This is a genomic window from Salinisphaera sp., from assembly GCF_035690525.1.
Taxonomy (GTDB): Bacteria; Pseudomonadota; Gammaproteobacteria; order Nevskiales; family Salinisphaeraceae; genus Salinisphaera.
The window spans coordinates 1-21,719 of record NZ_DASSKM010000133.1; the positions used below are offsets into that span (position 1 = coordinate 1).

22 protein-coding genes are annotated in these 21,719 nt (G+C 64.6%); 4 read left to right on the plus strand and 18 right to left on the minus strand.

What is annotated here, in order from left to right:
• Positions 1-475 (minus strand): SGNH/GDSL hydrolase family protein (locus VFJ08_RS09955; protein WP_324997051.1); only part of this gene is annotated, 475 nt, incomplete at its 3' end.
• A 615-nt stretch (positions 476-1,090) separates the two neighbouring features.
• Between VFJ08_RS09955 and VFJ08_RS09960 the strand changes: the two genes are divergently transcribed.
• The gene (locus VFJ08_RS09960; RefSeq protein ID WP_324997052.1) at positions 1,091-2,065 is read left to right on the plus strand and encodes an integron integrase; all 975 of its coding nucleotides are present in this window, start codon (positions 1,091-1,093) and stop codon (positions 2,063-2,065) included.
• Positions 2,066-2,089: 24 nt separating this feature from the next.
• On the opposite strand, the gene guaA is transcribed toward VFJ08_RS09960, so the two are convergent.
• The gene (gene guaA / locus VFJ08_RS09965; RefSeq protein ID WP_324997053.1) at positions 2,090-3,667 is read right to left on the minus strand and encodes a glutamine-hydrolyzing GMP synthase; all 1,578 of its coding nucleotides are present in this window, start codon (positions 3,665-3,667) and stop codon (positions 2,090-2,092) included.
• 481 nt (positions 3,668-4,148) lie between these two features.
• On the minus strand, positions 4,149-5,615 hold the full coding sequence (gene guaB, locus VFJ08_RS09970) for an IMP dehydrogenase (RefSeq protein WP_349256986.1): 1,467 nt from the start codon (positions 5,613-5,615) through the stop codon (positions 4,149-4,151).
• Between the two features lie 157 nt (positions 5,616-5,772).
• Between guaB and xseA the strand changes: the two genes are divergently transcribed.
• Together xseA and VFJ08_RS09980 are read left to right on the plus strand one after the other, a co-directional pair.
• Positions 5,773-7,137: an exodeoxyribonuclease VII large subunit gene (xseA, locus tag VFJ08_RS09975; RefSeq protein ID WP_324997055.1), complete on the plus strand. Its 1,365-nt coding sequence runs from the start codon at positions 5,773-5,775 to the stop codon at positions 7,135-7,137.
• A 120-nt stretch (positions 7,138-7,257) separates the two neighbouring features.
• The gene (locus VFJ08_RS09980; RefSeq protein ID WP_324997056.1) at positions 7,258-8,379 is read left to right on the plus strand and encodes an SH3 domain-containing protein; all 1,122 of its coding nucleotides are present in this window, start codon (positions 7,258-7,260) and stop codon (positions 8,377-8,379) included.
• A 59-nt stretch (positions 8,380-8,438) separates the two neighbouring features.
• On the opposite strand, the gene der is transcribed toward VFJ08_RS09980, so the two are convergent.
• From der to VFJ08_RS10045, 13 genes are all read right to left on the minus strand, one after another.
• Positions 8,439-9,803 (minus strand): ribosome biogenesis GTPase Der, encoded by a 1,365-nt coding sequence (gene der / locus VFJ08_RS09985; protein ID WP_324997057.1) that lies wholly within the window; start codon positions 9,801-9,803, stop codon positions 8,439-8,441.
• 5 nt (positions 9,804-9,808) lie between these two features.
• The gene (gene bamB / locus VFJ08_RS09990; protein ID WP_324997058.1) at positions 9,809-10,981 is read right to left on the minus strand and encodes an outer membrane protein assembly factor BamB; all 1,173 of its coding nucleotides are present in this window, start codon (positions 10,979-10,981) and stop codon (positions 9,809-9,811) included.
• Positions 10,978-11,652: a YfgM family protein gene (locus tag VFJ08_RS09995; protein ID WP_324997060.1), complete on the minus strand. Its 675-nt coding sequence runs from the start codon at positions 11,650-11,652 to the stop codon at positions 10,978-10,980. Before VFJ08_RS09995 ends, bamB begins: the two co-directional genes overlap by 4 nt.
• 39 nt (positions 11,653-11,691) lie before the next feature.
• Positions 11,692-12,975 (minus strand): histidine--tRNA ligase, encoded by a 1,284-nt coding sequence (hisS, locus tag VFJ08_RS10000; RefSeq protein ID WP_324997061.1) that lies wholly within the window; start codon positions 12,973-12,975, stop codon positions 11,692-11,694.
• A 31-nt stretch (positions 12,976-13,006) separates the two neighbouring features.
• Positions 13,007-14,131, minus strand: a complete 1,125-nt coding sequence (locus VFJ08_RS10005; protein ID WP_324997062.1) for a helix-turn-helix domain-containing protein — start codon at positions 14,129-14,131, stop codon at positions 13,007-13,009.
• Entirely contained in the window at positions 14,128-14,880 is a 753-nt protein-coding gene (locus tag VFJ08_RS10010) for a tetratricopeptide repeat protein (RefSeq protein ID WP_324997063.1), read from the minus strand. The genes VFJ08_RS10005 and VFJ08_RS10010 overlap by 4 nt, the downstream gene beginning before the upstream one ends.
• Positions 14,877-16,070 carry a 23S rRNA (adenine(2503)-C(2))-methyltransferase RlmN gene (gene rlmN, locus VFJ08_RS10015; RefSeq protein ID WP_324997064.1) on the minus strand — a complete coding sequence of 398 codons (1,194 nt, stop codon included), beginning with the start codon at positions 16,068-16,070 and terminating at the stop codon, positions 14,877-14,879. The genes VFJ08_RS10010 and rlmN overlap by 4 nt, the downstream gene beginning before the upstream one ends.
• Before the next feature lie 38 nt (positions 16,071-16,108).
• Positions 16,109-16,534 carry a nucleoside-diphosphate kinase gene (ndk, locus tag VFJ08_RS10020; protein ID WP_324997065.1) on the minus strand — a complete coding sequence of 142 codons (426 nt, stop codon included), beginning with the start codon at positions 16,532-16,534 and terminating at the stop codon, positions 16,109-16,111.
• A 126-nt stretch (positions 16,535-16,660) separates the two neighbouring features.
• The gene (locus tag VFJ08_RS10025) at positions 16,661-17,008 is read right to left on the minus strand and encodes an iron-sulfur cluster assembly accessory protein (protein ID WP_324997066.1); all 348 of its coding nucleotides are present in this window, start codon (positions 17,006-17,008) and stop codon (positions 16,661-16,663) included.
• Between the two features lie 4 nt (positions 17,009-17,012).
• A complete protein-coding gene (locus VFJ08_RS10030) occupies positions 17,013-17,381 on the minus strand; it encodes a hypothetical protein (protein ID WP_324997067.1) in 369 nt (122 codons plus the stop codon).
• Positions 17,382-17,385: 4 nt separating this feature from the next.
• Positions 17,386-18,552, minus strand: a complete 1,167-nt coding sequence (locus VFJ08_RS10035) for a cysteine desulfurase family protein (protein ID WP_324997068.1) — start codon at positions 18,550-18,552, stop codon at positions 17,386-17,388.
• Between the two features lies 1 nt (position 18,553).
• Positions 18,554-19,285 carry a serine O-acetyltransferase gene (cysE, locus tag VFJ08_RS10040; RefSeq protein WP_324997069.1) on the minus strand — a complete coding sequence of 244 codons (732 nt, stop codon included), beginning with the start codon at positions 19,283-19,285 and terminating at the stop codon, positions 18,554-18,556.
• Between the two features lie 159 nt (positions 19,286-19,444).
• Positions 19,445-20,251, minus strand: a complete 807-nt coding sequence (locus VFJ08_RS10045; protein WP_324997070.1) for an RNA methyltransferase — start codon at positions 20,249-20,251, stop codon at positions 19,445-19,447.
• A gap of 67 nt (positions 20,252-20,318) precedes the next feature.
• Between VFJ08_RS10045 and VFJ08_RS10050 the strand changes: the two genes are divergently transcribed.
• Positions 20,319-21,113, plus strand: a complete 795-nt coding sequence (locus VFJ08_RS10050) for an inositol monophosphatase family protein (RefSeq protein ID WP_324997071.1) — start codon at positions 20,319-20,321, stop codon at positions 21,111-21,113.
• Positions 21,114-21,138: 25 nt separating this feature from the next.
• On the opposite strand, the gene VFJ08_RS10055 is transcribed toward VFJ08_RS10050, so the two are convergent.
• Positions 21,139-21,555, minus strand: coding sequence for a GFA family protein (locus tag VFJ08_RS10055; protein WP_324997072.1), 417 nt, complete (start codon positions 21,553-21,555; stop codon positions 21,139-21,141).
• A 13-nt stretch (positions 21,556-21,568) separates the two neighbouring features.
• Positions 21,569-21,709 carry a hypothetical protein gene (locus VFJ08_RS10060; RefSeq protein WP_324997073.1) on the minus strand — a complete coding sequence of 47 codons (141 nt, stop codon included), beginning with the start codon at positions 21,707-21,709 and terminating at the stop codon, positions 21,569-21,571.
• Positions 21,710-21,719: the final 10 nt, after the last annotated feature.

Genomic DNA, 21,719 nt, shown 5'->3' on the forward strand with positions numbered 1-21,719 from the left:
CATGCATGGGTGGAATCGGCGTCAGCAATACATGTTGCACGTTGAACTTTGATTGCAGGCACTCACAAAGGTGGCCGAGACCTTCTCGCCATTGCTTTGACGAGGTGCCGCCCGTTACGTCATTGACGCCAACTGCCACAACGGCCACATCGAAATATTCTTGAGGTGCGGACTCGATACTGCTCAGTACGCTTTGAACGTCACGACCCGTCTTTGCGATAAGTCGCCACGACAAATGGAAGTGCTTTGCCAGCGTTGATGCGAGCTGTCCCGACAGCGCCGATGCCTGTGTTTCTGCACCTACACCAGCGGCTGACGAATCCCCGACTATGAGTAGACGCAATCGCTCACCGTCGCCGTCCGTACCGTGCCGCTCTCCAGTTGGCTCAGGAAGCTTCGGTGTCACGCGACGAACATAGCGGCCCTGTGCCAACAAAACCGGCGTAAGTCCGATTGCTGCAAATTTATAACTCATCGCTTTCCCTTATGCCCAACGCCGAAGCTCAGTTGCCGCCGGAGCAGGCGTAGCCTGCGGAGGGAACCCAAAGCGCGACAGCGCTTTGGGCGGTCAACTGCAGCGACCTGTTGGGTGACTGCATAACTTTGAAATGCCGCCGTTCGGTTGAACGAAGGCGACCAGGCCGACTGAACGAACCCCGCGTTTTGTAGCCGATAAATGCCCCCATGCCCCGAAGATAGCAAAGCTTGAACGAAACCGCTTGGCCGAAATCCGGCTCGGCGCATCAAACGAAGCCCGGTTTTATTCTTGAAGCGAAGGGGCCAGAACTCCTTGCGACTCGGCAGGCCGACGATGCCGCTCCGACCGCCGAGCTTGGAACGGAGTCAACGATGCTGGGCGTCCCAGATTATCTTGCTGAGCGGTCCGGAAGTATTGCGAAGCCGCTCTCGGTCGATGTTTGGCTTCCCACCGGAAGCGCAGACACAAAACATCCCAGTTACCCAACGCCAAGTATACGTCTGGAAGTAGGTATAGCACTTCACAGTATTTTCGTATAGTAATAGCAGTACGCGCTGCAGGCATTGCTACACGATGTTATAGTGGTGCTATACCGCTAACTGGTTATTATGAATGCCTAAATCGCCGCATCGATCCCCGAAGCTGCTCGATCAGGTCCGCGATCGCATACGGCTAAAGCATTACAGTATTCGTACGGAGACCACTTATCTTGCCTGGATTCGTCGTTTCATTCTCTTTCACGGCAAGCGGCATCCCAAAGACATGGGGAAGCCGGAAGTCGAGGCTTTTCTGACGCATCTTGCCGTAGACCGCCACGTCGCGGCGTCGACGCAGAATCAGGCGCTGAATGCGGTACTGTTCCTATACAAGGAGGTGCTGGGAACTGAGTTGCCGTGGATGGATGACGTGGTGAGGGTAAAACGCCCGGCGCGAATACCGGAGGTGTTGAGCGCGCCGGAGGTGGCACGTCTGCTGGCACAACTGGATGGCACCTATCGGCTAATGGCGTCTTTGCTTTATGGCTCCGGGTTGCGGCTTATGGAAGCCATTCGCCTCCGCGTGAAAGATGTCGATTTCGAGTACCGGCAAATCTTGGTTCGCGATGCCAAAGGCGCAAAAGACCGTGTGACGCCGCTTCCTACCTCGGTCACCGATGCGTTAAAGGTGCAAATCGATCGTGTCGCGGAGCAGCATTGGGCCGATGTCATTGCGGGCTACGGCTCCGTTGACTTGCCGACGGCACTGGCAAGGAAGTACCCCAATGCGCAGAGCGAACTTGCTTGGCAGTACGTCTTTCCGTCGTCCCGATTATCGACCGATCCGCGATCCGGCGAAACGCGGCGCCATCATCTCAGCGAGAAGGGATTGCAGCACGCGGTAAAGGGGGCGGTGAAGCGCGCGGGCATCAACAAGAAGGCGAGTTGTCACACTCTACGGCACTCGTTCGCGACGCATCTGTTGGAGCGCGGCAATGATATTCGCACGGTTCAGGAGCTACTCGGCCACAAAAGCGTGCAGACAACGATGATTTATACGCATGTGCTCAAGTTGGGCGGGCGCGGCGTGGTCAGTCCGCTCGATAGCTGATACCGCCCTATTTCCAGATACCGTCTACTCCCACTCGATCGTCCCAGGCGGCTTCCCGGTCACGTCGTAGACCACCCGCGAAATGCCGTCCACTTCGTTGACGATTCGCGACGACACCCGCCCCATCAGTTGGTACGGCAATTCGGCCCACCTCGCCGTCATGAAGTCGATGGTCTCGACAGCCCGCAGCGCGATGACGTGCTCATACCGGCGCCCGTCGCCCATGACACCGACGCTGGAGACCGGAAGATAGATGGCGAAGGCTTGGCTGACCTTGTCGTACCAGCCGGATTCGCGCAGTTCGTGTATGAAGATGGCGTCCGCCGCGCGGAGCTTGTCGGCGTATTCTTTTTTCACTTCGCCCAAGATGCGCACGCCAAGACCCGGGCCGGGAAACGGGTGGCGCATGAGCATATCGCGCGGCAGGCCGAGCGCCAGGCCGAGCTCGCGAACTTCGTCCTTGAACAGTTCGCGCAGCGGCTCGACGAGGCCGAGCTTCATGTCTTCCGGCAGCCCGCCGACGTTGTGGTGGCTCTTGATGACGTGGGCCTTGCCGGTGGCCGAGCCCGCGGATTCGATCACGTCCGGGTAGATCGTGCCTTGGGCGAGCCAGTCGATGTCGGTCAGTTCGCCGGCGTGGGCATCGAACACTTCGATGAAGGTGTTGCCGATGATCTTGCGCTTGGCCTCGGGATCGGCCTCGCCGGCCAGCGCGTTCATGAATTGGGCTTCGGCGTCGGCGCGGATGACGTTCAGGCCCATGTGCTGCCCGAACGTGGCCATGACTTCATCGCCTTCGTTCAGCCGCAGTAAGCCGTTGTCGACGAACACGCAGATGAGATTTTCGCCGATCGCTTCATGGACGAGCGCGGCGGTAACCGAGCTGTCCACCCCGCCCGACAGCCCCAGCAGCACGCGCTGATCGCCTACTTGCTCACGAATGCGGGCGACCAGATCGTCGATGATGTGCTCGGCGGTCCACAATTCGCCGCAGCCACAAATATCGTGCACGAAGCGCGAGAGGATGCGCTGTCCCTGCGGTGTATGGGTGACTTCCGGATGAAATTGAATGCCGTAGTAACCGCGCGCTTCGTCAGCCATGCCGGCCAGCGGCGCGCTGTCGGTGTTGGCGATGCGCTTGAAGCCTTCGGGCAGCGCCTTCACGCGGTCGCCGTGGCTCATCCAGACATCGAGCAGGCCGTGGCCTTCGTCGTTGACGTGATCCTGGATTTCGGCGAACAACCTGGAATGACCGCGGGCGCGGACTTGAGCGTAGCCGAATTCACGCACGGCGGAGGTTTCGACCTCGCCGCCGAGTTGGGCGGCCATGGTCTGCATGCCGTAGCAGATGCCGAGTACCGGCACGCCGAGTTCAAAGACGGCGGCAGGCGCGCGCGGGCCTTCTTCCACCGTCACCGATTCCGGGCCGCCGGACAGGATCACGCCATCGGGGTTGAAGCGCCGAACGTAATGATCGGCCACGTCCCACGCATAGATCTCGCAGTAGACATTGGCTTCGCGCACGCGCCGCGCGATCAGTTGGGTGTACTGACTGCCGAAGTCGAGAATGAGAATCTTCTCGGCGTGGATGTCCTGGGTCATCTTCGTTCCGGATTCGGTGGGTGTTCTTTTAAGACGGGTTATCCGCAGATTTCACAGATTGCGCAGATTTTGGCGGTTAGACGGGGTGCTGTTGATGGTTTTGGGGCGCGAATTAGTTCTGGTGTTACATTCTTTTAAGACATTAACCGCAGATCGACGCAGATCACGCAGATGGCGGTTGGGCTTTCGCGGCGTAGCCGGGCCGGGACGCTTCGGACAATGAGGCCGCAATCTATGTCGTCAAATGCGGTTGTTCTGCATCGTTCTCGCCCCCCCCCCCTTCTGCCTTCAATCTGTGTCATCTGCGGATAAACAAAAGAAGCATTCTCCGAAATAGATGGCATACTAGCCGACAATCTGTCTTTCGATCTGCGTGTATCTACGTCGATCTGCGGACAAGAAAGAGGTCTTCTCCAAAACAAGAAAAGCGCAGACTCGAGGAGACCTGCGCTTTTTCGCATTCGCTGAACGCCCCCACGCTCTAGTCGACGCGGTAGTTCGGCGCTTCCTTGGTGATATTTACATCGTGGACGTGTGATTCCTTCATGCCGGCGGACGTGATCTGTACGAACGTCGGCTTGGTGCGCATTTCGGTGATGTTGTGGCAGCCGGTGTAGCCCATGGCCGCGCGCAGACCGCCGATGAGTTGATGCACGATGCCGCCGAGCGGGCCCTTGTAGGGCACGCGGCCTTCGATGCCTTCCGGCACGAGCTTTTGGATTTCCTCGGACGGGTCCTGGAAATAGCGATCCGCGCTGCCCTGGCTGCCGCTCATGGCGCCCAGCGAGCCCATGCCGCGATAGGCCTTGAACGAGCGGCCCTGATAGAGCTCGATCTCGCCCGGGGCTTCCTCGGTACCGGCGAACATGCCGCCGATCATGGTCGCATGCGCGCCGGCGACTAGCGCCTTGGCCAGATCGCCCGAGAAACGGATACCGCCGTCAGCAATCACCGGTACGTCGGTGTCGGCCAACGCGGCAACGACGTTGGCCACGGCCGAGATCTGCGGCACGCCGATGCCGGCGACGATACGCGTGGTGCAGATCGAACCGGGGCCGATACCGACCTTGACCGCATCCGCGCCGGCCTCGGCCAGTGCTATCGCGCCCGCGGCCGTGCCTACGTTGCCGCCGATGATCTGCAGTTCGGGAAAACGCGTCTTCAGTTCGCGTATCGTGGCGAGCACGCCGGAGGAATGGCCGTGCGCGGTATCGACCACCACCACGTCCACCCCGGCGTTGACCAGCGCGGCGACGCGCTCGAAGGCATCCTGGCCGGGGCCGACCGCGGCGCCGACGCGCAAGCTGCCGGCGGCGTCCTTGCAGGCGTTGGGAAAATCGGTGGACTTCTGGATGTCCTTGACGGTGATCATGCCACGGAGCACGAAATCGCCGTTGACCACCAGCACCTTCTCGATGCGATGGGTATGAAACAGCGATAGAATCTCGTCGCGCGTCGCCCCCTCGTGAACCGTAACCAACTGGTCGCGCGGCGTCATCACCGAAGTTACCGGCGCATCGAACCGGGTCTCGAAACGCAGGTCGCGGCTGGTGACGATACCCACGGGCGCGCCGTCGTCGACCACCGGCACACCGGAAATCCCCTGTGCGCGGGTCAGATCGAGCACTTCACGTATGGTCGCGTTCGGACTGACGGTGATCGGATCGGAAATAACCCCGGATTCGTATTTCTTGACCGTGCGCACATGCCGCGCCTGCATCTCGGCCGACATCGACTTGTGGATGATGCCGATGCCGCCCTCCTGCGCCAGCGCGATCGCCAGAGAGGCTTCGGTGACCGTGTCCATGGCCGCGGACATCAGCGGAATATTGAGGGTGATGGCGCGCGTGAGACGGGTCGACAGATCGACCTGACGCGGCAGCACGTCGGAATAGGCGGGTTGCAGCAGAACGTCGTCGAACGTCAGCGCTTGCTCACTGATTCTCAGGGTCATAGGCTCGCCAGCGGTGAGCGGACCGTTTGCGCCGGGATGCGCGTCATGGCCGCCGCAAAGACCGCGGATTATACAAGCTCGCGCGGGATGGATCACTAAGAGCGTGCTCATGGCTCACACGACGCCGCTTACAGATAGGTAAAACCCGATCATGACCGCAGCCGATACCGGCCCCACCGTTTTCACCGTCAGCGAGCTCAACCGCGCGGCGCGCGATCTGCTCGAGCACAGTTTCGGCCTGCTCTGGGTCGAAGGCGAGATCTCCAATCTGGCCCGGCCGCGTTCGGGTCACGTGTATTTCTCGCTCAAGGACGGTGATGCCCAGGTGCGCTGCGCCCTGTTCCGCAACAAGGCGCGCCTGCTGCGCGTGGCGCTCGACGACGGCGCGCAAATCCGCGTGCGGGCGCGCGTGAGTCTTTATACCGCACGCGGCGATTATCAGCTCATCGTCGAACACGCGGAGGACGCCGGCGCGGGCGCGCTGCAACGCGCTTTCGAGCAACGCCGGGCCCGGCTCGACGCCGAAGGTCTGTTCGCCGTCGAGCGCAAGCGCGCCCTGCCCGCGTTGCCGGCGCGCATCGGTGTGATTACCTCGGCCACGGGCGCGGCGGTTCGCGATGTGCTATCGGTGGTGTCCCGGCGCTATCCGCTCGGGGCGCTGCGCCTTTATCCGGTTCCGGTTCAGGGCGAAGCCGCCCCACCGGCTATTGTTAAGGCGCTGATGCGGGCCGGCGCGCGCGCGGACTGCGACGTGATCCTGCTGGTGCGCGGCGGCGGCGCGCTCGAGGATCTCCAGGCGTTCAACGACGAAGACGTGGCCCGGGCGATCGTCGCCTGTCCGGTACCGGTGGTCTCCGGCGTGGGCCACGAAGTGGACGTGACGATCGCCGATCTGGCGGCCGACGTGCGGGCCGCGACGCCGTCCGCCGCGGCCGAACTGGTGTGCCCCGACATGGCCGCTCGGGCCGCTCTGCTGCCGCGCTCGAGCGCGCGGCTGGAACGGCGTATGCGCGCCCGGCTGGACGAGGCCCGTTTCCGGCTCACCGGCCTGGAACAACGGCTGGCCCGCCAACGCCCGCAGCGTCGATTGGAAATCGCGGCCCAGCGGATCGACGAAGCCGAACTGCGGCTACAGCGCAATGCGCGGTCACGCTTGGCCGCGCACCGCGGGCATCTGCAATGGATAGAAGCGCGCTTGTTCCGGGTCGCGCCGGCGCGCCGTCTGGCCATGGCCGAGGGCGAGCTGGCTGGTCTGTCGCAGCGCCTGCATCGCGCGGGCGCCGCTCGGGTCGTTGCGGCGCAGCGCCAACTCGGCTCGGCCGTACGTGCGCTGCACAGCGTAAGCCCCCTGCAGACGTTGGAACGCGGTTATGCTATAGCTCGTGACGCGCAGGGCGGTGTCCTGCGCGAGGCGTCGACCGTGGCCGTGGGCGAAACCGTCACGATCGATCTGGCACGGGGGCAACTGGATTGCGCGGTTCGAGCCCGCCACGAGCGAGCCGATCCGGAGCAATAAATACAACAATCGCGATCAATCGGCCGGTATGCTGCACCGGTCATTGCACGCACCTACCCTAAACGCATTTATTCAAGGGGGCCCGACACCGTTATGACGAATACGCCGCATCACGCTTTCTTGCGTCCTTCTTTGCGCCTGACATTCGCCGCGACCGCGCTGGTCGCCACGCTGGCCGCCACCGGCTGCATGAACGGCCCGAGGCTGGTCACGCCGGAGCCGCCACCGATTCCCGAACCCGCCGGCGACGTGCCGGCCGCGAACAAGGCGGTGCTCGAGCCCGGTACACAGGTCGTAGCCGACACCGCCGCGGGTCATATCAAGATCGAGGCCGGGCCCGGGCTGCGTCGCGTGTTCGACTGGGACGGCCTGCGCCGCGGCGCGATCGTCAAGCCGCGCGAGGAACTGTTCGCGGGCGAGTCGTCCAAGGGGCTGTACTTCGACGGCAAACCGACGGTCTGGAAGCCGGCCGACGGCATTACCAAGCTGCGCTACGAGGAAGGTTATCGCGACTTCGACAACATCGACGACGCGATGATCTGGATGCAGATCCGTCGCCTGTACTACACCTACAACGACAATGGACTGGCGATCGGCTGGCGGCGCAAGGGCGACACCCTCCAGGTCGAGCTCTGGCAATTCACCATCGACGGCGAGAAGCCGACATTCCTGCCCGATTCCAACAGCGATCATATCGCCAAAGGCCCGCTCAAGGCCGAGCCGCAGAAGATGTATCCGCATCTGGTGTTCGCGGACGGTCATACGGAGCCGTACAACACCAATACGGCGTCCGAATATTCCGGCGCTCACGCCGGTGGTACGACGAGCCACTGCAATTGGTTCAAGAACCTGTTCGGCCAATGCACGACGACTTCGGCCGATACGCTCGACAGCACGGCGGACAGCAATGCCGCGGCCGAGACTAGCGCAACCGCATCGACCGGTGCTGCGCCGGCCGACACGTCTTCGGCGAGCGGCCTCGCGACCAACGGCGAGGCAGCCAGTTCGGCGGCCGATGACAACACGCAGTCCGACGCGGACACCGGCGCGCCACGGGCCAAGATAGCGGGTGACGTCGTGAATATCCGCAGCCGCCCGACTACGCATTCCGACGTGCTTTTGCAGGTCAAAGCAGGCGATTCGGTCGCGATATTGAAAAAGGATCGCGGCTGGCGTTACGTAAAACTCGATGATGGCCGCAAAGGCTGGGTTGCCGACTTCTTGCTGAAACACCAGGAGTAAACTGTCCTAGCCAGCATTCGGCGGCGATATCATAGGTACCAACCGAAATATCGCCGCCACTATCTTTTGCGGCGGCCGCGCGCCTTTCCGGCGTAGGGGTTGTCGCTGTTCTTAAAGACCAGCTGGATCGGGGCGCCGAACAGATTGAAATGTTCGCGGAAACGGCGCACCAGATAGCGCTTGTATTCGGCGGACAGGCGCTGGGTCTGGTTGCCGTGGATCACGATCGTCGGCGGATTGCGTCCGCCCTGATGGGCGAAACGCAGCTTGATGCGCCGCCCGTGAACCGCCGGCGGCGCATGCGCGGCCACCGCGGCCTCCAACGCGCGGGATAGCCGCGAGGTCGACATCTCGGCGAACGACGCGGCATGGGACGCCTGCACCGCGTCCAGCAGTTCGCGCAGGCCCGAGCCATGCAGCGCCGAGACGAACAGCAGCGGCAAATAATCGAAGGCGCCCATGCGCTCGACCACGTCGGCGTGCAGTTTCGCGCGCTCGTCGCCCGACAGACCGTCCCATTTGTTGAGCGCGATTACCGCCGCGCGGCCGCGCTCGACCGCCAGATTGAGCAGACGGATGTCCTGAGCCGACAGCCCGGCCCGCGCATCCAGCATGAGAATGACCACATGCGCCTGCTCGGCGGCCTGCATTGCCTTGATTACGCTGATCTTCTCGATCGCGTCATCGACCTTCGCTCGGCGCCGCACGCCGGCTGTATCGACGATGACATAAGGCTTGTCGTCGAAGAAGAACTCGCTCGCGACCGCGTCGCGCGTCGTGCCCGGGGCGTCCTGGGTGAGCATGCGCTCGTTGCCGACGAGACGATTCACCAGCGTGGACTTGCCCGCGTTCGGCCGGCCCAACAGCGCCAGCTTGATCGCATCCGGCCGATGCGCGCGAACCGCCGCCCGCGGCTCCGGAAAATCGGCGAAGATATGCTCGAGTAACAGATTCACCCGGTCGCCGTGCTCGGCCGAGACCGCCCACGGCTCGCCGAGACCGAGCGCGTGAAATTCGGCGTTGGCGGTGGCGCCGGACTGGCCTTCGCTCTTGTTCACCACCACGAACACCGGCTGGCCGCCGCGCCGCAGCCGATCGGCGATCGCCGCGTCGCCGGCCATCAAGCCCTGGCGGTAGTCGACCATCAGCAACGCAACGTCGGCTTCGTCCAGCGCCGCCTCGGTCTGGGTCAGCGCACGGGCATCGATATCTTCGTCGTCCTGACCTATACCGCCGGTGTCGACCACGATGAAGCGCTGCCCGGCATGCTGGGCGTAGCCGTAATGACGATCACGCGTGACCCCCGGCCGGTCCGCGACCAACGCATCGCGCGAGGCCGTCAACCGATTGAACAACGTCGATTTGCCGACATTGGGCCGGCCGACGAGGGCGATGACCGGGAGTACCGCCCCGCTGTTCGCCATCGCGTTCAGCCGCGGCCGGGCGTGAAGCGCACCGCGGCCACTTCACCATCGGCGCCGAGCACGATAGCGCGATCGCCGACCACGACCGGCTGGGCGCGAATGGCTTCGCCGAACGGGTGGCCACGGCCGTCGATCGAGCCGTCGCTCGGCGACAGCCAGTGTAGATAACCTTCGTAGTCGCCCACCAGCACATGGCCGTCGACCACGGCCGGCGCCGAGAGTTTGCGATACTTCAGCGCGTCCTGCTTCCATACCGTATCGCCGGTGGCCCGCGATACGCCCCAGACCACGCTGTCCATATCGGTGGCGTAGACATTGGCCGAATCGACCGCGAGGTTGTTCTCGGAGGCGACCTCGTGCTTCCAGCGGATCTGGCCGCCGTTCTCGTTCATGGCCACCAGCGAGCCGCCGGCGCTGATGGCGTAGAGCACATTGCCGTCGATCAGCGGATTGGCATCGACATCGACGATACGGTCCAGTTCGGAGCGCCCTTCGGGCAGCGCCACGGTCTGCACCCAGCGCTGTTCGCCGGTAGCCAGATCCAGCGCCTGGACCTTGCCGCTGTCCATGCCGACATACACCGTGTCGCCTCGGATGACCGGGGACGCCGTGCCCCGCATGGTCAGGTTCGGCACGCTGCCTTCGATAGTCCAGAGATGGTCGCCGCTGGCCATGTCCAGCGCGGCGACGTGACCGTCGACGGTACGCGCGACCGCCACCTCGGCCGTGCCGGCCGGCGCCGCGATGACTTCACTCGACAGATCGGCGCTCCAGACTTTGCTGCCATCGTCGGCCGACAGCGCGATGATCTCGCCGTTGCGGGTGCCCACCAACAGCGTACCGTCGACCACGGCCGGGCCGGAAATGAGCTGCTCGTCGGTATCGACATCCCAGATACGATGTCCATTCGATAGATTGAGCGCCACGACTTCGCCGTCCAGATTGGCGACATACACCACGCCGCCGGCAACCGCGGGCACGAAGCCGCTATCGTATTTACCGCCGCCGCTACCGCCGTCGGCATGCCAGAGCACCTGCATTTTGAACCCCGGGTTCGGCAGTTCCGTCAGCGGCTTGGGTTGGGCGATGGACGAGCCACCGCCACAACCGGTCAAACCGACCGCGGCGGCCACGAGCAGCGGCGTCAGACAAGCGAGCGTGCGTCGATAATTGTTCATGAGTCGGACTTCTCGGAATCGGTCGTCATAGCGTTGGCGGCTTGGGCCGGCGTAGTCTGGTCGAGCTTTTGCTGAAGCATCGGCCTGGACGCCTCCGGCGGCAGCTTGGCGAGCGCTTTTTCGTAGGCGGCGCGCGCGGCGGCCCGGTCGCCCCGGGCGGCATGGATATCGCCGGCCACTTCGGCATAGAGCGAATCGAACGACGCCGGATGCGCCTGATCCAAGAGCTTGAGTGCGGCGTCGGACTTGTTCTGTGCCCAGAGCACGCGCGCCTTGCGCACGGTGGCAATCTGGCGTAAGCCCTTGCCGTCGGCGTTGTTCATCGCCCAGTCCAACTCCGCCGCGGCTTTGTCGAGCTTGTCCTGTTGCACGTAGTAGCCGGCCATGGCAAGCGCGGCGGCGCCGGCATAGGCCGTGCCGCTGTAACTGTTCTCGAGTTTATCGACCAGATTGTCGACGCCGCTGGTGACGTTGTCGGTGGCGATGCCGTGCTGGACTTTGGCATACATGTCGGCCGCCTGGGCGTCCTGACGATTGCCGTACCAGCCCCAGACATACCAGCCACCGATCACGAGTACGCCGATGAGCACGCCCACAATCGCGGCGGTCCCGTTCTTCGACCACCAGCGCATCAGGCTCGCCAGCTCTTCGTTGTTGTCGTAGTCCGCCATTCCCGTCCTTTTCGTGTCGTTTTATGGGCTGTCGCCCGTTCAGCCGGTGGCGTCGGCCAGCAGCGCGGCGATGCGTGCCGGCGCCTCGGCGATCGCCACCCTTTCCTGTGCCCGGTCGTCGGTCAGCGGCTTGATTTGAAGTGTATCGTCGGCGGCCTCGTCGTCACCGAACACCAGCGCCAGCCGCGCGCCGCTCTTGTCGGCCTTCTTGAACTGCGACTTGAAGCCGCCACCGCCGGCATGCACCCGCAGCCTGAGCCCGGGCAACGCGTCGCGCAGGCGCTCGGCCAACGCCGGCACGCGCGCGCCGGCGCTCGCGCCGGTGTAGACCAGGTACGCCTGGGGCGTCAGATCGTCGAGCGCTACACCCTGGGCGTCCATCAGCGCGACCACGCGCTCCACGCCCATGGCGAAACCGGTGGCCGGCGTATCGGAGCCTCCGAGCTGGGCCACCAGACCGTCGAAGCGCCCGCCCGAGCAGACCGCGTTCTGGGCGCCGAGATCGTCGGTGAGCCATTCGAATACGGTACGGGTGTAATAATCCAGGCCGCGCACCAGCCGCGGATTGATCGTGTAGTCGATGCCCAGCGCGGCGATACCGTCGCACAGACCTTGAAAATGCGCGGCCGATTCGGCGCCGAGATAATCGGTCAGCGACGGCGCGGCCGCGATCAGCGCCGCCATGTCCGGATTCTTGCTGTCCAGGATACGTAGCGGATTGCGATCCAGCCGGTGTTTGCTGTCGCCGTCCAGCGCGTCGTGGTGCGCACTGAAATAGGCGTGCAGCGCATCGCGATACGTCGCGCGCTCGGCCGGCGTGCCGAGCGTGTTGATCTCCAGCCGCAGGCCGTGGATGCCCAGGCGCTTGAACAGGCGCGCGGACAGGGCGATCTGCTCGATATCCACGTCCGGCCCCGGCTGCCCGAAGGCTTCGACGCCGAATTGATGAAACTGACGCTGGCGGCCTTTCTGTGGGCGCTCGTAGCGAAACATCGGGCCGACGTACCAGAGCCGCTGCGTGGCGTTGTGCAACAAACCGTGCTGGATACCCGCGCGCACCGCGCCGGCCGTGCCTTCGGGCCGCAGCGACATGGATTCGCCGCCGCGATCGTCGAAGGTATAGAGCTCTTTTTCGACGATGTCGGTCACTTCGCCCACGCCGCGTTCGAACAGCCCGGTCCGCTCCATGACCGGCAGCCGGATCTGCTCGTAGCCGTAGGCCGCGAACACTTCGGCCGCTGTGCGTTCCAGCGTGCGCCACAACGCGTTTTCCGCGGGCAGCACATCATGCATGCCGCGAATCGATTGAATACGCTGACTCATCGAAGCCGCAATCCTTCTATGCCGTGCTGTGCTAGCCGTCGTCGTTGTCGCCGCCGGCCGCATCGACCGTCAGATGGGCGACGCTGCCGCCGTTGGTTTGCCCGGCGATATCCACCGGCTGGCCGCCGATGGTCATCTTCACGCCGGGCGCGAAGCCGAGCGTGATCTTGTACGGCGGCTCGCCGTTAAATTTTTTCTCTTCGCCCGCCTCGAAGATGCGCGAAGCCATGCGATTGCCGTTGGCATCGGTCACGCGGACCCAGGAGCGCTTGCTGAACGTCAATACGAGGCGGTTCGGCGGCACCGCGGGCGCGCTCGGCCCGGCGGCGTCATTTCCGTCCTGTCCGGGCTCGGCGTTGGCCTGGTCCGAGGTCGGCGAAGCGAGACCCAGCGTCCGCTTCACGTTGCGCCCGCCCGCTTGCCTACCGGTCGGCGCTTGGCCGCCGTCGGCGCTCGCAGCGGTCACATCGGGCGTATCGGCCGCTTCGCTCGCGCCGGTATCCGATGCGGCGCCGGGCTCGGCGCCGGCCGCCGTGTTGTCATCGGCGCCGCTGTTGCTGTTGCTGAAAGAGTTGAACTCGTATGTTTGGGTGGCCGATGCGTCATAACCGCCGTTATCGCTGCCGGCATTGCCGCCGATGCCGATCGTATCCGGCTCGCTGTTCGACGGCAGCACGAACACGATCGCGCCGATCACCACCACAATAATAATCAGCAACAAAAACAGACGGCGGAAGCGAAACCCCCGGCTAGGCGTGACCTCACGGGGAATGACGCCGGCGCCGGCCGCGCCATGATCGATTCTCGGGCGCGGCGTTTCGCCTGCAATCGCGGTATAGGCGGCCATCAAGCGATCGACATCGAGATCGAGCACCTTGGCGCACTGGCGATAATAGCCGCGGGCGAACACCGGCTGCGACAGCGCGCCGAAGTCGTTGTCCTCGAGCGCTTCGACGGTACGCGCATTGAGTTTGGTCTGGGCGCATAAATCGTCGATGCTGTAGTCGTGCGACAGCCGTCCCTCGCGCAGGATCTCGCCCGGCGTCATGCCGTCGGCTTTGTTATGGACCAACCCGGCCGACGCCGTTTCTTCGTCGGCGTCGTGATTCAGCCCCAGGTCTTTCGGCTCGGATTGATAGTCGTGCTTGGCGTTCATTGACGCGATGACTCCAGTTGGCTCAGCGAGCGGCGCGCTGTCGGCTGGTTCGCATTATGGCGCTCGAGATAGGCCGCCGCGGCGGCCCGGTCGTTCAGCGCCAGTTCGATGCGCGCGGCCAGCAACAGCTGCTCCGCGTCGAGCTTGGTCACAGCGTCGGCGCGTTCGATAAACGCGCGCGCGCTCATATAATTTTGCGCATGGTATTCGATTGCGGCCAAATGCGTCAGGGCGGTGCGCTGCTTGGGATTGGCCGCCAGCGCCTGCCGGAAATCCTCGGCGGCCTCATCCACGCGGTGGGCGCGGTACAGGCATAGGCCGGCATTGGCCAGACTGTCCGCGCGATCGCCCGCGCTACCGGTCTCGAGCGCGCGCTTGAAGTTGGCCACACCGGCATCGGTATCGCCCTGCTCGCAAAGAAAAGCGGCGTAGCTGTTGTACACGGCCGGCGCGGACCGGATGGACAGCGCCTTTTCGAAATAACGGCGCGCCGCCGCCGGCTGATCGAGCCGTTCGTTGACAACCGCCATGCCCCAATTGGCCGTGAAGTTGTTCTCGTCGTAGCCGAGCGCTTCTTCGAACGCCTGCTGGGCCCGACCGTTCTGCCCCTTGTGCAGATAATCGGCGCCGATGTTGGCGTTGGCCGCCGCCGCGTCCTCGCGGTTGATGCCGCCGTCCGTCGCACAGCCGGCAATCAGCAGCGCGCAAAACGCCACCCCGAGAAACCGCGCGATCGCCCATCGGCTCATACGCGCGGCGCCGGTCGGGATTCGACGCGGATCGGTACGTCGCGCAAATGACGCTTCTGCTTACTGCGCACACGGCCCACGAGCTGCCCGCAGGCCGCATCGATATCGTCACCGCGCGTGCGCCGCACCGTCGTGCGCAGCCCGCGCGCGTGCAATGCATCCTGAAACGCGCGGATATCGGCTGGCGCCGGACGCCGATAGCCGGAGCCGTCGAACGGATTGAACGGAATCAGGTTTATCTTGGCCGGCCGGTTGCCGAGCAGCTTGACCAGCGCGCGGGCGTGCTGCGGCTGATCGTTGATGCCGGCGAGCAATACGTATTCATAGACCACGTGCGCTCTACGCTCCTTGCCCGCGACATAACGATCGCAAGCCGCCATCAACTCGTCGAGCGGGTACTTGCGGTTGATCGGCACCAGTTCGTCGCGCAGCTCGTCGGTCGGCGCATGCAGCGAAACCGCCAGTGCGACATCCACTTCGGCGCGCAGACGATCCATGAACGGCACCAGGCCCGACGTCGATACCGTCACCCGTCGCTTGGACAGCCCGAAGCCGTAGTCGTCAAGCAGGATGCGAATCGCCGGCACCAGCGCGCGATAGTTGGCCAGCGGCTCGCCCATGCCCATGAACACGATGTTGGTGATCGCGCGCTCGCCGCGAAATTCACCGCGGGCACGCAGATCGTGCTCGGCCATCCAGACTTGGCCGACGATCTCGGCCGCGCTCAGGTTACGGTTCAAACCCTGCTTGCCGGTGGCGCAGAACGAGCAGTCCAGCGCACAGCCGATCTGCGAGGAGATACACAGCGTCGCGCGTTCCGTCTCGGGGATATAGACCGCCTCGATGGCGTTGTCGGGATCCAGATCCTCGGTCACCGCCAGAAGCCATTTGCGGGTGCCGTCGGCGCTGGCCTGCTCGCGAATACGCGCCGGCGGCCGGATCTCGGCGATCTCGGGCAGACGCTCGCGCAGCTTTTTGGACAGGTCGGTCATGGCCGAGAAATCGGTCACGCCGCGGGCGTAGATCCACTGCATGACCTGCTTGGCCCGGAACGCCGACTCGCCATGACCTTTGAAGAACGCCGCCATGGCCTCGCGGTCCAGGCCGAACAGATTCACACGCTTGCCGCTGGCGGTCGCACTGCTGGCGACCGGCTCGGCCTCGGCGGATTGGATGGGGGCGTCACGCATGGCGAGTCGGCGTTGGTTTTAGCGTTTATCTACGTCACTTACCTGGGGCAAAGACCGCCCTGGCCAAAGAAGAAGTCGATCTCGGCGGCCGCGGTGTCCGCACCATCGGAACCGTGCACCGCGTTCGCATCGATCGAATCGGCGAGATCGCCGCGGATCGTGCCGGCTTCCGCTTCCTTGGGGTTGGTCGCGCCCATCAAGTCGCGGTTTTTGGCGATGGCGTTCTCGCCTTCCAGCACCTGCACCATGACCGGGCCGGAAATCATGAACCCGACCAAATCGTTGAAGAACGGACGCTCGGAATGCACGGCATAAAACTGCTCGGCGTCTTGGCGCGAGAGCTGAATCATGCGCGCACCGATGATGCGCAGGTCGGCATTCTCGAAACGACGATAGATCTCGCCGATCACGTTCTTGGCAACGGCATCCGGCTTGATAATCGACAAGGTGCGTTCGACGGCCATGGATTCTCCTAAAAAACAATACGATGGTTGATACCCGACGCACGCACACGGTGTATGCGCGCGGATAACCCCATATTGTATCGTGGACCGCCGCCGCGTGTCAGCGTATTGAACGCGCCGCTGATTCTAGACCATGAACGATTCGCCGCAGCCGCAGGCGTTCTTGGCCCGCGGGTTATCGAACCGGAACATGCGATTCAGGCCTTCCGAACGGAAGTCCACGACGGTGCCGGCCAGAATCGGCATATGCTTGTGCGCCACGACCACCGCGGCGCCATGGCCATGAAAGACATCATCGTCTTCGCCGATCTCGTCGGCGTAGTCCATGGTGTACATATAGCCGCTGCAGCCGGACTTGCGCACGCCCACCCGCAGGCCAAGGCCGTGACCGCGTTTGTCGAGCTGATACTTGATGCGCTCGGCGGCTGCCTCGGTGAGCACCAGATCTTCGGTTTGCAGTGTCGTTTCGCTCATAACGCTATTGTTTCAGATGGATCACCGCATTGGCCAATGCATCGATCGCGACCAAACCAGCGTAGCGCTGGGTCGGGGTCAGCGCCAACGCCTTTTCGACATCGGCCAACGTCGGGGTGTGTAAAAATTCGACCGTTTGGCCGGTCGCGTGTTCGCAGACCCAATCTGCGGCGGCGATCACCGCCGGCGGCCCGAACGCCGCGAAGCCGGCCTGCAGGCGCCCGGCATCGTCCGCTGCGAGAAAGACGCGGCAGCGCGCATCCTCACCCGGGGTGTCGGCTGCCCCGCTGGCCGCCCAGCGGCCGCGCCCGTCGGCGTCGACCGAGTACGCCGGGCGCAGAAACCGCGCCATGACCGGGTCCGTTTCGCGCATGCGCTCAGGCGGCCGCGGCCAATGCACGCAGCCGCGCCACCTCATCGACGAAACGTTGCGCGGCGACATCGACAGCCGCGTCGTCTAGCCCCGGGCCGAGCGAAAAACGAACCGTGGCCGCCGCTTCGCGCGGTGAGCGGCCCATCGCGCGCACCACATGGGAGGACTCGCCCTTGGCCGCGCTACAGGCCGCACCGGCGGAGACCGCCAGCGCCGGCTCGCCTTCGCCAAGCCCGGCGATGAGTGCCGCGCCGTGCAAACCGGCGACGCTCACGCTGAGAAACGGCGCTGCCGTGTTTTCGGCCCGGCCGTTGCGAATCAGACCGCCGGCCGGTTCGATCGCCCGCCACAGCCGTTCGCGCAGGCGCGCCCACCCGGCCTGGGCCGGCAGACTGCCGCGCGCCGCATAGCGCGCCGCGGCGCCGAAACCCGCGATCTGGTGGGTCGGCAACGTCCCGGCGCGCAGGCCGCGCTGTTGGCCCCCGCCGACGATCTGGGCGGCCAACCCGACGCGCGGCGCGCGCCGTCGCACGTACAGCGCGCCGATGCCTTTCGGCCCGCCCATCTTGTGCGCCGACAACGACATCAGCGCGATCGGCGTCGTCGCCACGTCGATCGCCAGCCGGCCGAGGCTCTGGGCGGCGTCCACGTGCAGCGCCACGCCGGCGGACGCGCATTGTTCGGCGATCGCCGGAATATCGTGGATTACCCCGGTCTCGTTGTTGACCTGCATGATCGAAACCAGGTCCGGCCCTTCGGCCAGCGCGGCCGCCAGGTCGTCGAGATCGATCGCGCCGTGCTCATCGACCGTCAGCCAGTCCACGGTCACGCCTTTTTTGGCCAGTGCGGCCAGCGTGTCCCGGGTCGCGGGGTGCTCGGTGACCACGGACACGATGCGCGCGCCCTCGCCGACGAATCCGGCCACGCCGCGCAACGCGAGATTCGACGATTCGGTCGCGCCGGAGGTCCATACGAGTTCGCGCGGCTGCGCGCCGATCAAGCCGGCGAGCGCCGCGGCGGCCTCGTCCACCCGCGCGCGGGCGCGTCGGCCCGCCCGGTGCTGCGACGACGGATTGCCGGGGGCATCGGTCAGGGCGTCGTACATGGCCTTGGCCACGCCCGGCGCAAGCGGCGTCGTGGCCGCATGATCGAGATAGATCGGCTCGCTCATGTCAGGCGCGATCGGTTTCCGGCCGATCCTCGTTCAGGCGCGCGCTCAGACGCTTGGTCAGATTTTCGAGTTCGTCCTGGCGTCGCTCGAGCGCGTCGATATGGTCGAGCATGGCGTCGATGCCGCGCGCGACCGGGTCCGGCATGTCCTGGGTCACGCCGTAGGTGGAAAAACCGATGCGGTCGGCGGTTTCCTTGCGCCGGTCCTCGGGGGTGCCGTCCTTGCACTTGACAAGTTTGGCCGGTACGCCGACCGCCGTGCAGCCGGGCGGCACCTCTCTGACGACCACGGCGTTCGAGCCGATAAGCGCGCCCTGGCCGACCGTGAACGGACCGAGCACCTTGGCGCCGGCGCCCACGACCACGTCGTCCTCGAGCGTGGGGTGGCGCTTGCCGGGATTCCAACTGGTTCCGCCCAGGGTGACGCCCTGATAGATCGTGCAATCGTCGCCGATCACGGTGGTCTCGCCGATGGTCACGCCAAAGCCGTGATCGATAAAGAACCGGCGGCCGATGACGGCGCCGGGATGAATCTCGATCCCGGTGACCCAGCGCGACAGATGCGAGATGAAGCGCGCGATCCATTTCATGCCGTGGGTCCAGCACCAGTGCGCGGCGCGATGCCACCAGATGGCGTGCAGACCCGGATAGCTGAAGATGGCTTCCCAGACGCTACGGGCCGCCGGGTCACGTTCGAATATAACGTGTAGATCTTCCTTGAGACGAGCAAACATCGGCTGTTCCCAAACGTGACGCCGCGGGTATGGGCGGCGCGGCCTGTCGCCGGCGCACGCCATCGCGCGCGATCGATATCGTTGTCGACTATTTCGGGCCGAAAACGCCAGGATCAAGTTTACGCAATGCCCGGCACAGCGGCCATTTCGGTAAACGGGTCAATCGTCGGTGTCGTCGGACCGCGTCACACGCGGCTTTGCCGGCCGGCGATTGGGCAGCCGGCGCGGGTCGAGCGCACGCAGCGCCCCGCGCAGGATGTTGGTCTCGATACGATCCGGTGCCGCGCGGTTGAACAACCGCCGCAGCCGGCGCATCAGAATCCGCGGCTCCGCCGGATCGAGGAAACCGGCGGCCACCAGCACGTCGTGCCAGTGCTGAAACAGCCCTTCCATATCGGCGGCCGGGACCGGCCGATGCGCGTCGTCCGCCGCGATGCAGTGTCCGCTGGCCATACGCAATTCGTAAGCCACGACTTGCACGGCGGCGGCCAGATTCAGCGAGCTGTACTCCGGGTTGGTCGGTACCTGCAGATGTAGCTGACAGCGATCGAGCTCGGCGTTGTCGAGCCCGGAGCGTTCCCGCCCGAACACCAGGGCAACCGGACCGCCCGCGGCCGCCGCGACCGCGCGCTCGGCGGCCTGGCGCGCATCGATCAGCGGCCACTGCGTGCGACGGGTACGCGCGCTGGTGCCGATGCTGAGCACGCAGTCGGCCAGCGCCGCGTCCAGCGTGTCGTGCACGCACGCCGCCGTCAGCACATCGTCGGCGCCCGAGGCACGCGCTGTGGCCTCCGGGTCGGGATAGCGCTCGGGCGCGACCAGCGCCAGATCGGATAATCCCATCACCTTCATCGCACGCGCCGCCGCGCCGATATTGCCCGGATGCTGAGCGCCGACGAGCACGACGCGCAAGCGCGACAGCACAGCGGCGTCGGGTTCGGCGGCGGGCGGCTGGGATTCGTTCATCGATAAACCGAAAACACGGGAATGACGACCGCCAATGTTACGCTAGCGCCTTTTAAGGTGCCGGCTCATGCAACCCCTGACCAATATCGCAGTCACCGCCGCGCGGCGTGCCGGCGACGTTATCCTGTCTTATTACCGCCGCGGCGATACCGGCCAAGTGACGCAAAAGGCCGAGAACGACTTCGTGACCGAGGCGGATCAATACGCCGAAACCGCGATCATCGACACCGTTCGGCGCAAGTATCCGGAACATGCGTTCCTGGCCGAGGAGTCGGGCGACATCGGCGAATCCGACACCGTCTGGATCATCGACCCGATCGACGGCACGATGAATTTCATGCGCGGCATCCCGCATTTCTGCGTGTCGATCGCCTGCCGCATCAACGGCGTGGTCGAGCACGGCGTGATCTACGATCCGGTCAAGGACGAGCTGTTCGTCGCCGACCGCGGCGCCGGCGCCACCGTCGACGGCCGTCGGATGCGGGTCTCCGGCACGCTGCGCCTGCGCGAATCGATGCTGTCGACCGGCTTCGCCTATCGCCGCCGGGACGATATCGCCACCTATCTGCCGCTGTACAACCGCATGCTCTCGGCCTGCGGGCATATGCGCCATTCGGGCTCGGCGGCGCTGGATCTGGCCTATGTCGCGGCCGGCCGGCTGGACGGCTATTGGGAGATCGGGCTGTCGCCCTGGGATCTGGCCGCCGGCATGCTCATGGTGCGCTCGGCCGGCGGCATCGCCAGCGATGCCCACGACAACGATGCCGATCCGCTGGATACCGGCAATATTCTCGCCACCAACCCGAAGCTGTATCCGCAGCTGCTCGACAAGATCGTGAAAACGCCGCGCGGCGGGCGCTGATACGGCCAAGCGCTGGATCGGCGAATCAGTTTCGAGAACGGCTGAACCGAGAATAACGCGGCAGATCGTCGTCGAGGCCAAGCCACGGCAGGGCCTGGTCGACGAACGCGTGATATTCCGGTTGAAAGCGCTCGGGCGCCGCCATTACGCCGAGATAAAAATACAGTTCATGTGCCAACCGGGCGTCCCGATAACCGATCGGGGTGCCGCAATCGCGACAGAACAGTCGTGCCGCGCCGGGACGATGCGAGTATTCGGCCGGCACAGCTTCCTCGAATTGCACTTGGCGGGCCTGATAGCCCACGAATGTCGTCAGCGCCGCGCCGGTTGCCTGCCGGCAATCGTCGCAGTGGCAATGCGACACCGAAAACGGGGCGCCACTCGTGTACCAGCGGATGGCTCCGCAACGGCATCGGCCATGCGCGGTCGCGGGCTGACGCATCGATCGGCTGTCGTCAGCGCGTGATCTTGGAAGCCTTCTCCGCATCCTCTTCCTTGGGCGGGAAGAGATCGTGCGCCGTGAGCTTGAGCGCCAGCGCGATCGGGCTCGCGATGAAGATCGAAGAGTAAGTGCCGACGAGGATGCCGACGATCAGCGTGACCGAG

Coding starts and splice junctions, on each gene's coding strand:
- VFJ08_RS10025 (WP_324997066.1), bottom strand. CDS start 17,008: ATGAGCGAAACGACACTGCAAACCGAAGATCTGGTGCTCACCGAGGCA.
- VFJ08_RS10005 (WP_324997062.1), bottom strand. CDS start 14,131: ATGAACGCCAAGCACGACTATCAATCCGAGCCGAAAGACCTGGGGCTG.
- hisS (WP_324997061.1), bottom strand. CDS start 12,975: ATGAGTCAGCGTATTCAATCGATTCGCGGCATGCATGATGTGCTGCCC.
- bamB (WP_324997058.1), bottom strand. CDS start 10,981: ATGAACAATTATCGACGCACGCTCGCTTGTCTGACGCCGCTGCTCGTG.
- VFJ08_RS10045 (WP_324997070.1), bottom strand. CDS start 20,251: ATGAACGAATCCCAGCCGCCCGCCGCCGAACCCGACGCCGCTGTGCTG.
- VFJ08_RS10030 (WP_324997067.1), bottom strand. CDS start 17,381: ATGCGCGAAACGGACCCGGTCATGGCGCGGTTTCTGCGCCCGGCGTAC.
- VFJ08_RS09960 (WP_324997052.1), top strand. CDS start 1,091: ATGCCTAAATCGCCGCATCGATCCCCGAAGCTGCTCGATCAGGTCCGC.
- cysE (WP_324997069.1), bottom strand. CDS start 19,285: ATGTTTGCTCGTCTCAAGGAAGATCTACACGTTATATTCGAACGTGAC.
- VFJ08_RS09995 (WP_324997060.1), bottom strand. CDS start 11,652: ATGGCGGACTACGACAACAACGAAGAGCTGGCGAGCCTGATGCGCTGG.
- der (WP_324997057.1), bottom strand. CDS start 9,803: ATGGCGAACAGCGGGGCGGTACTCCCGGTCATCGCCCTCGTCGGCCGG.
- xseA (WP_324997055.1), top strand. CDS start 5,773: ATGACCGCAGCCGATACCGGCCCCACCGTTTTCACCGTCAGCGAGCTC.
- VFJ08_RS10055 (WP_324997072.1), bottom strand. CDS start 21,555: ATGCGTCAGCCCGCGACCGCGCATGGCCGATGCCGTTGCGGAGCCATC.
- VFJ08_RS10010 (WP_324997063.1), bottom strand. CDS start 14,880: ATGAGCCGATGGGCGATCGCGCGGTTTCTCGGGGTGGCGTTTTGCGCG.
- guaA (WP_324997053.1), bottom strand. CDS start 3,667: ATGACCCAGGACATCCACGCCGAGAAGATTCTCATTCTCGACTTCGGC.
- VFJ08_RS10035 (WP_324997068.1), bottom strand. CDS start 18,552: ATGAGCGAGCCGATCTATCTCGATCATGCGGCCACGACGCCGCTTGCG.
- rlmN (WP_324997064.1), bottom strand. CDS start 16,070: ATGCGTGACGCCCCCATCCAATCCGCCGAGGCCGAGCCGGTCGCCAGC.
- VFJ08_RS10050 (WP_324997071.1), top strand. CDS start 20,319: ATGCAACCCCTGACCAATATCGCAGTCACCGCCGCGCGGCGTGCCGGC.
- ndk (WP_324997065.1), bottom strand. CDS start 16,534: ATGGCCGTCGAACGCACCTTGTCGATTATCAAGCCGGATGCCGTTGCC.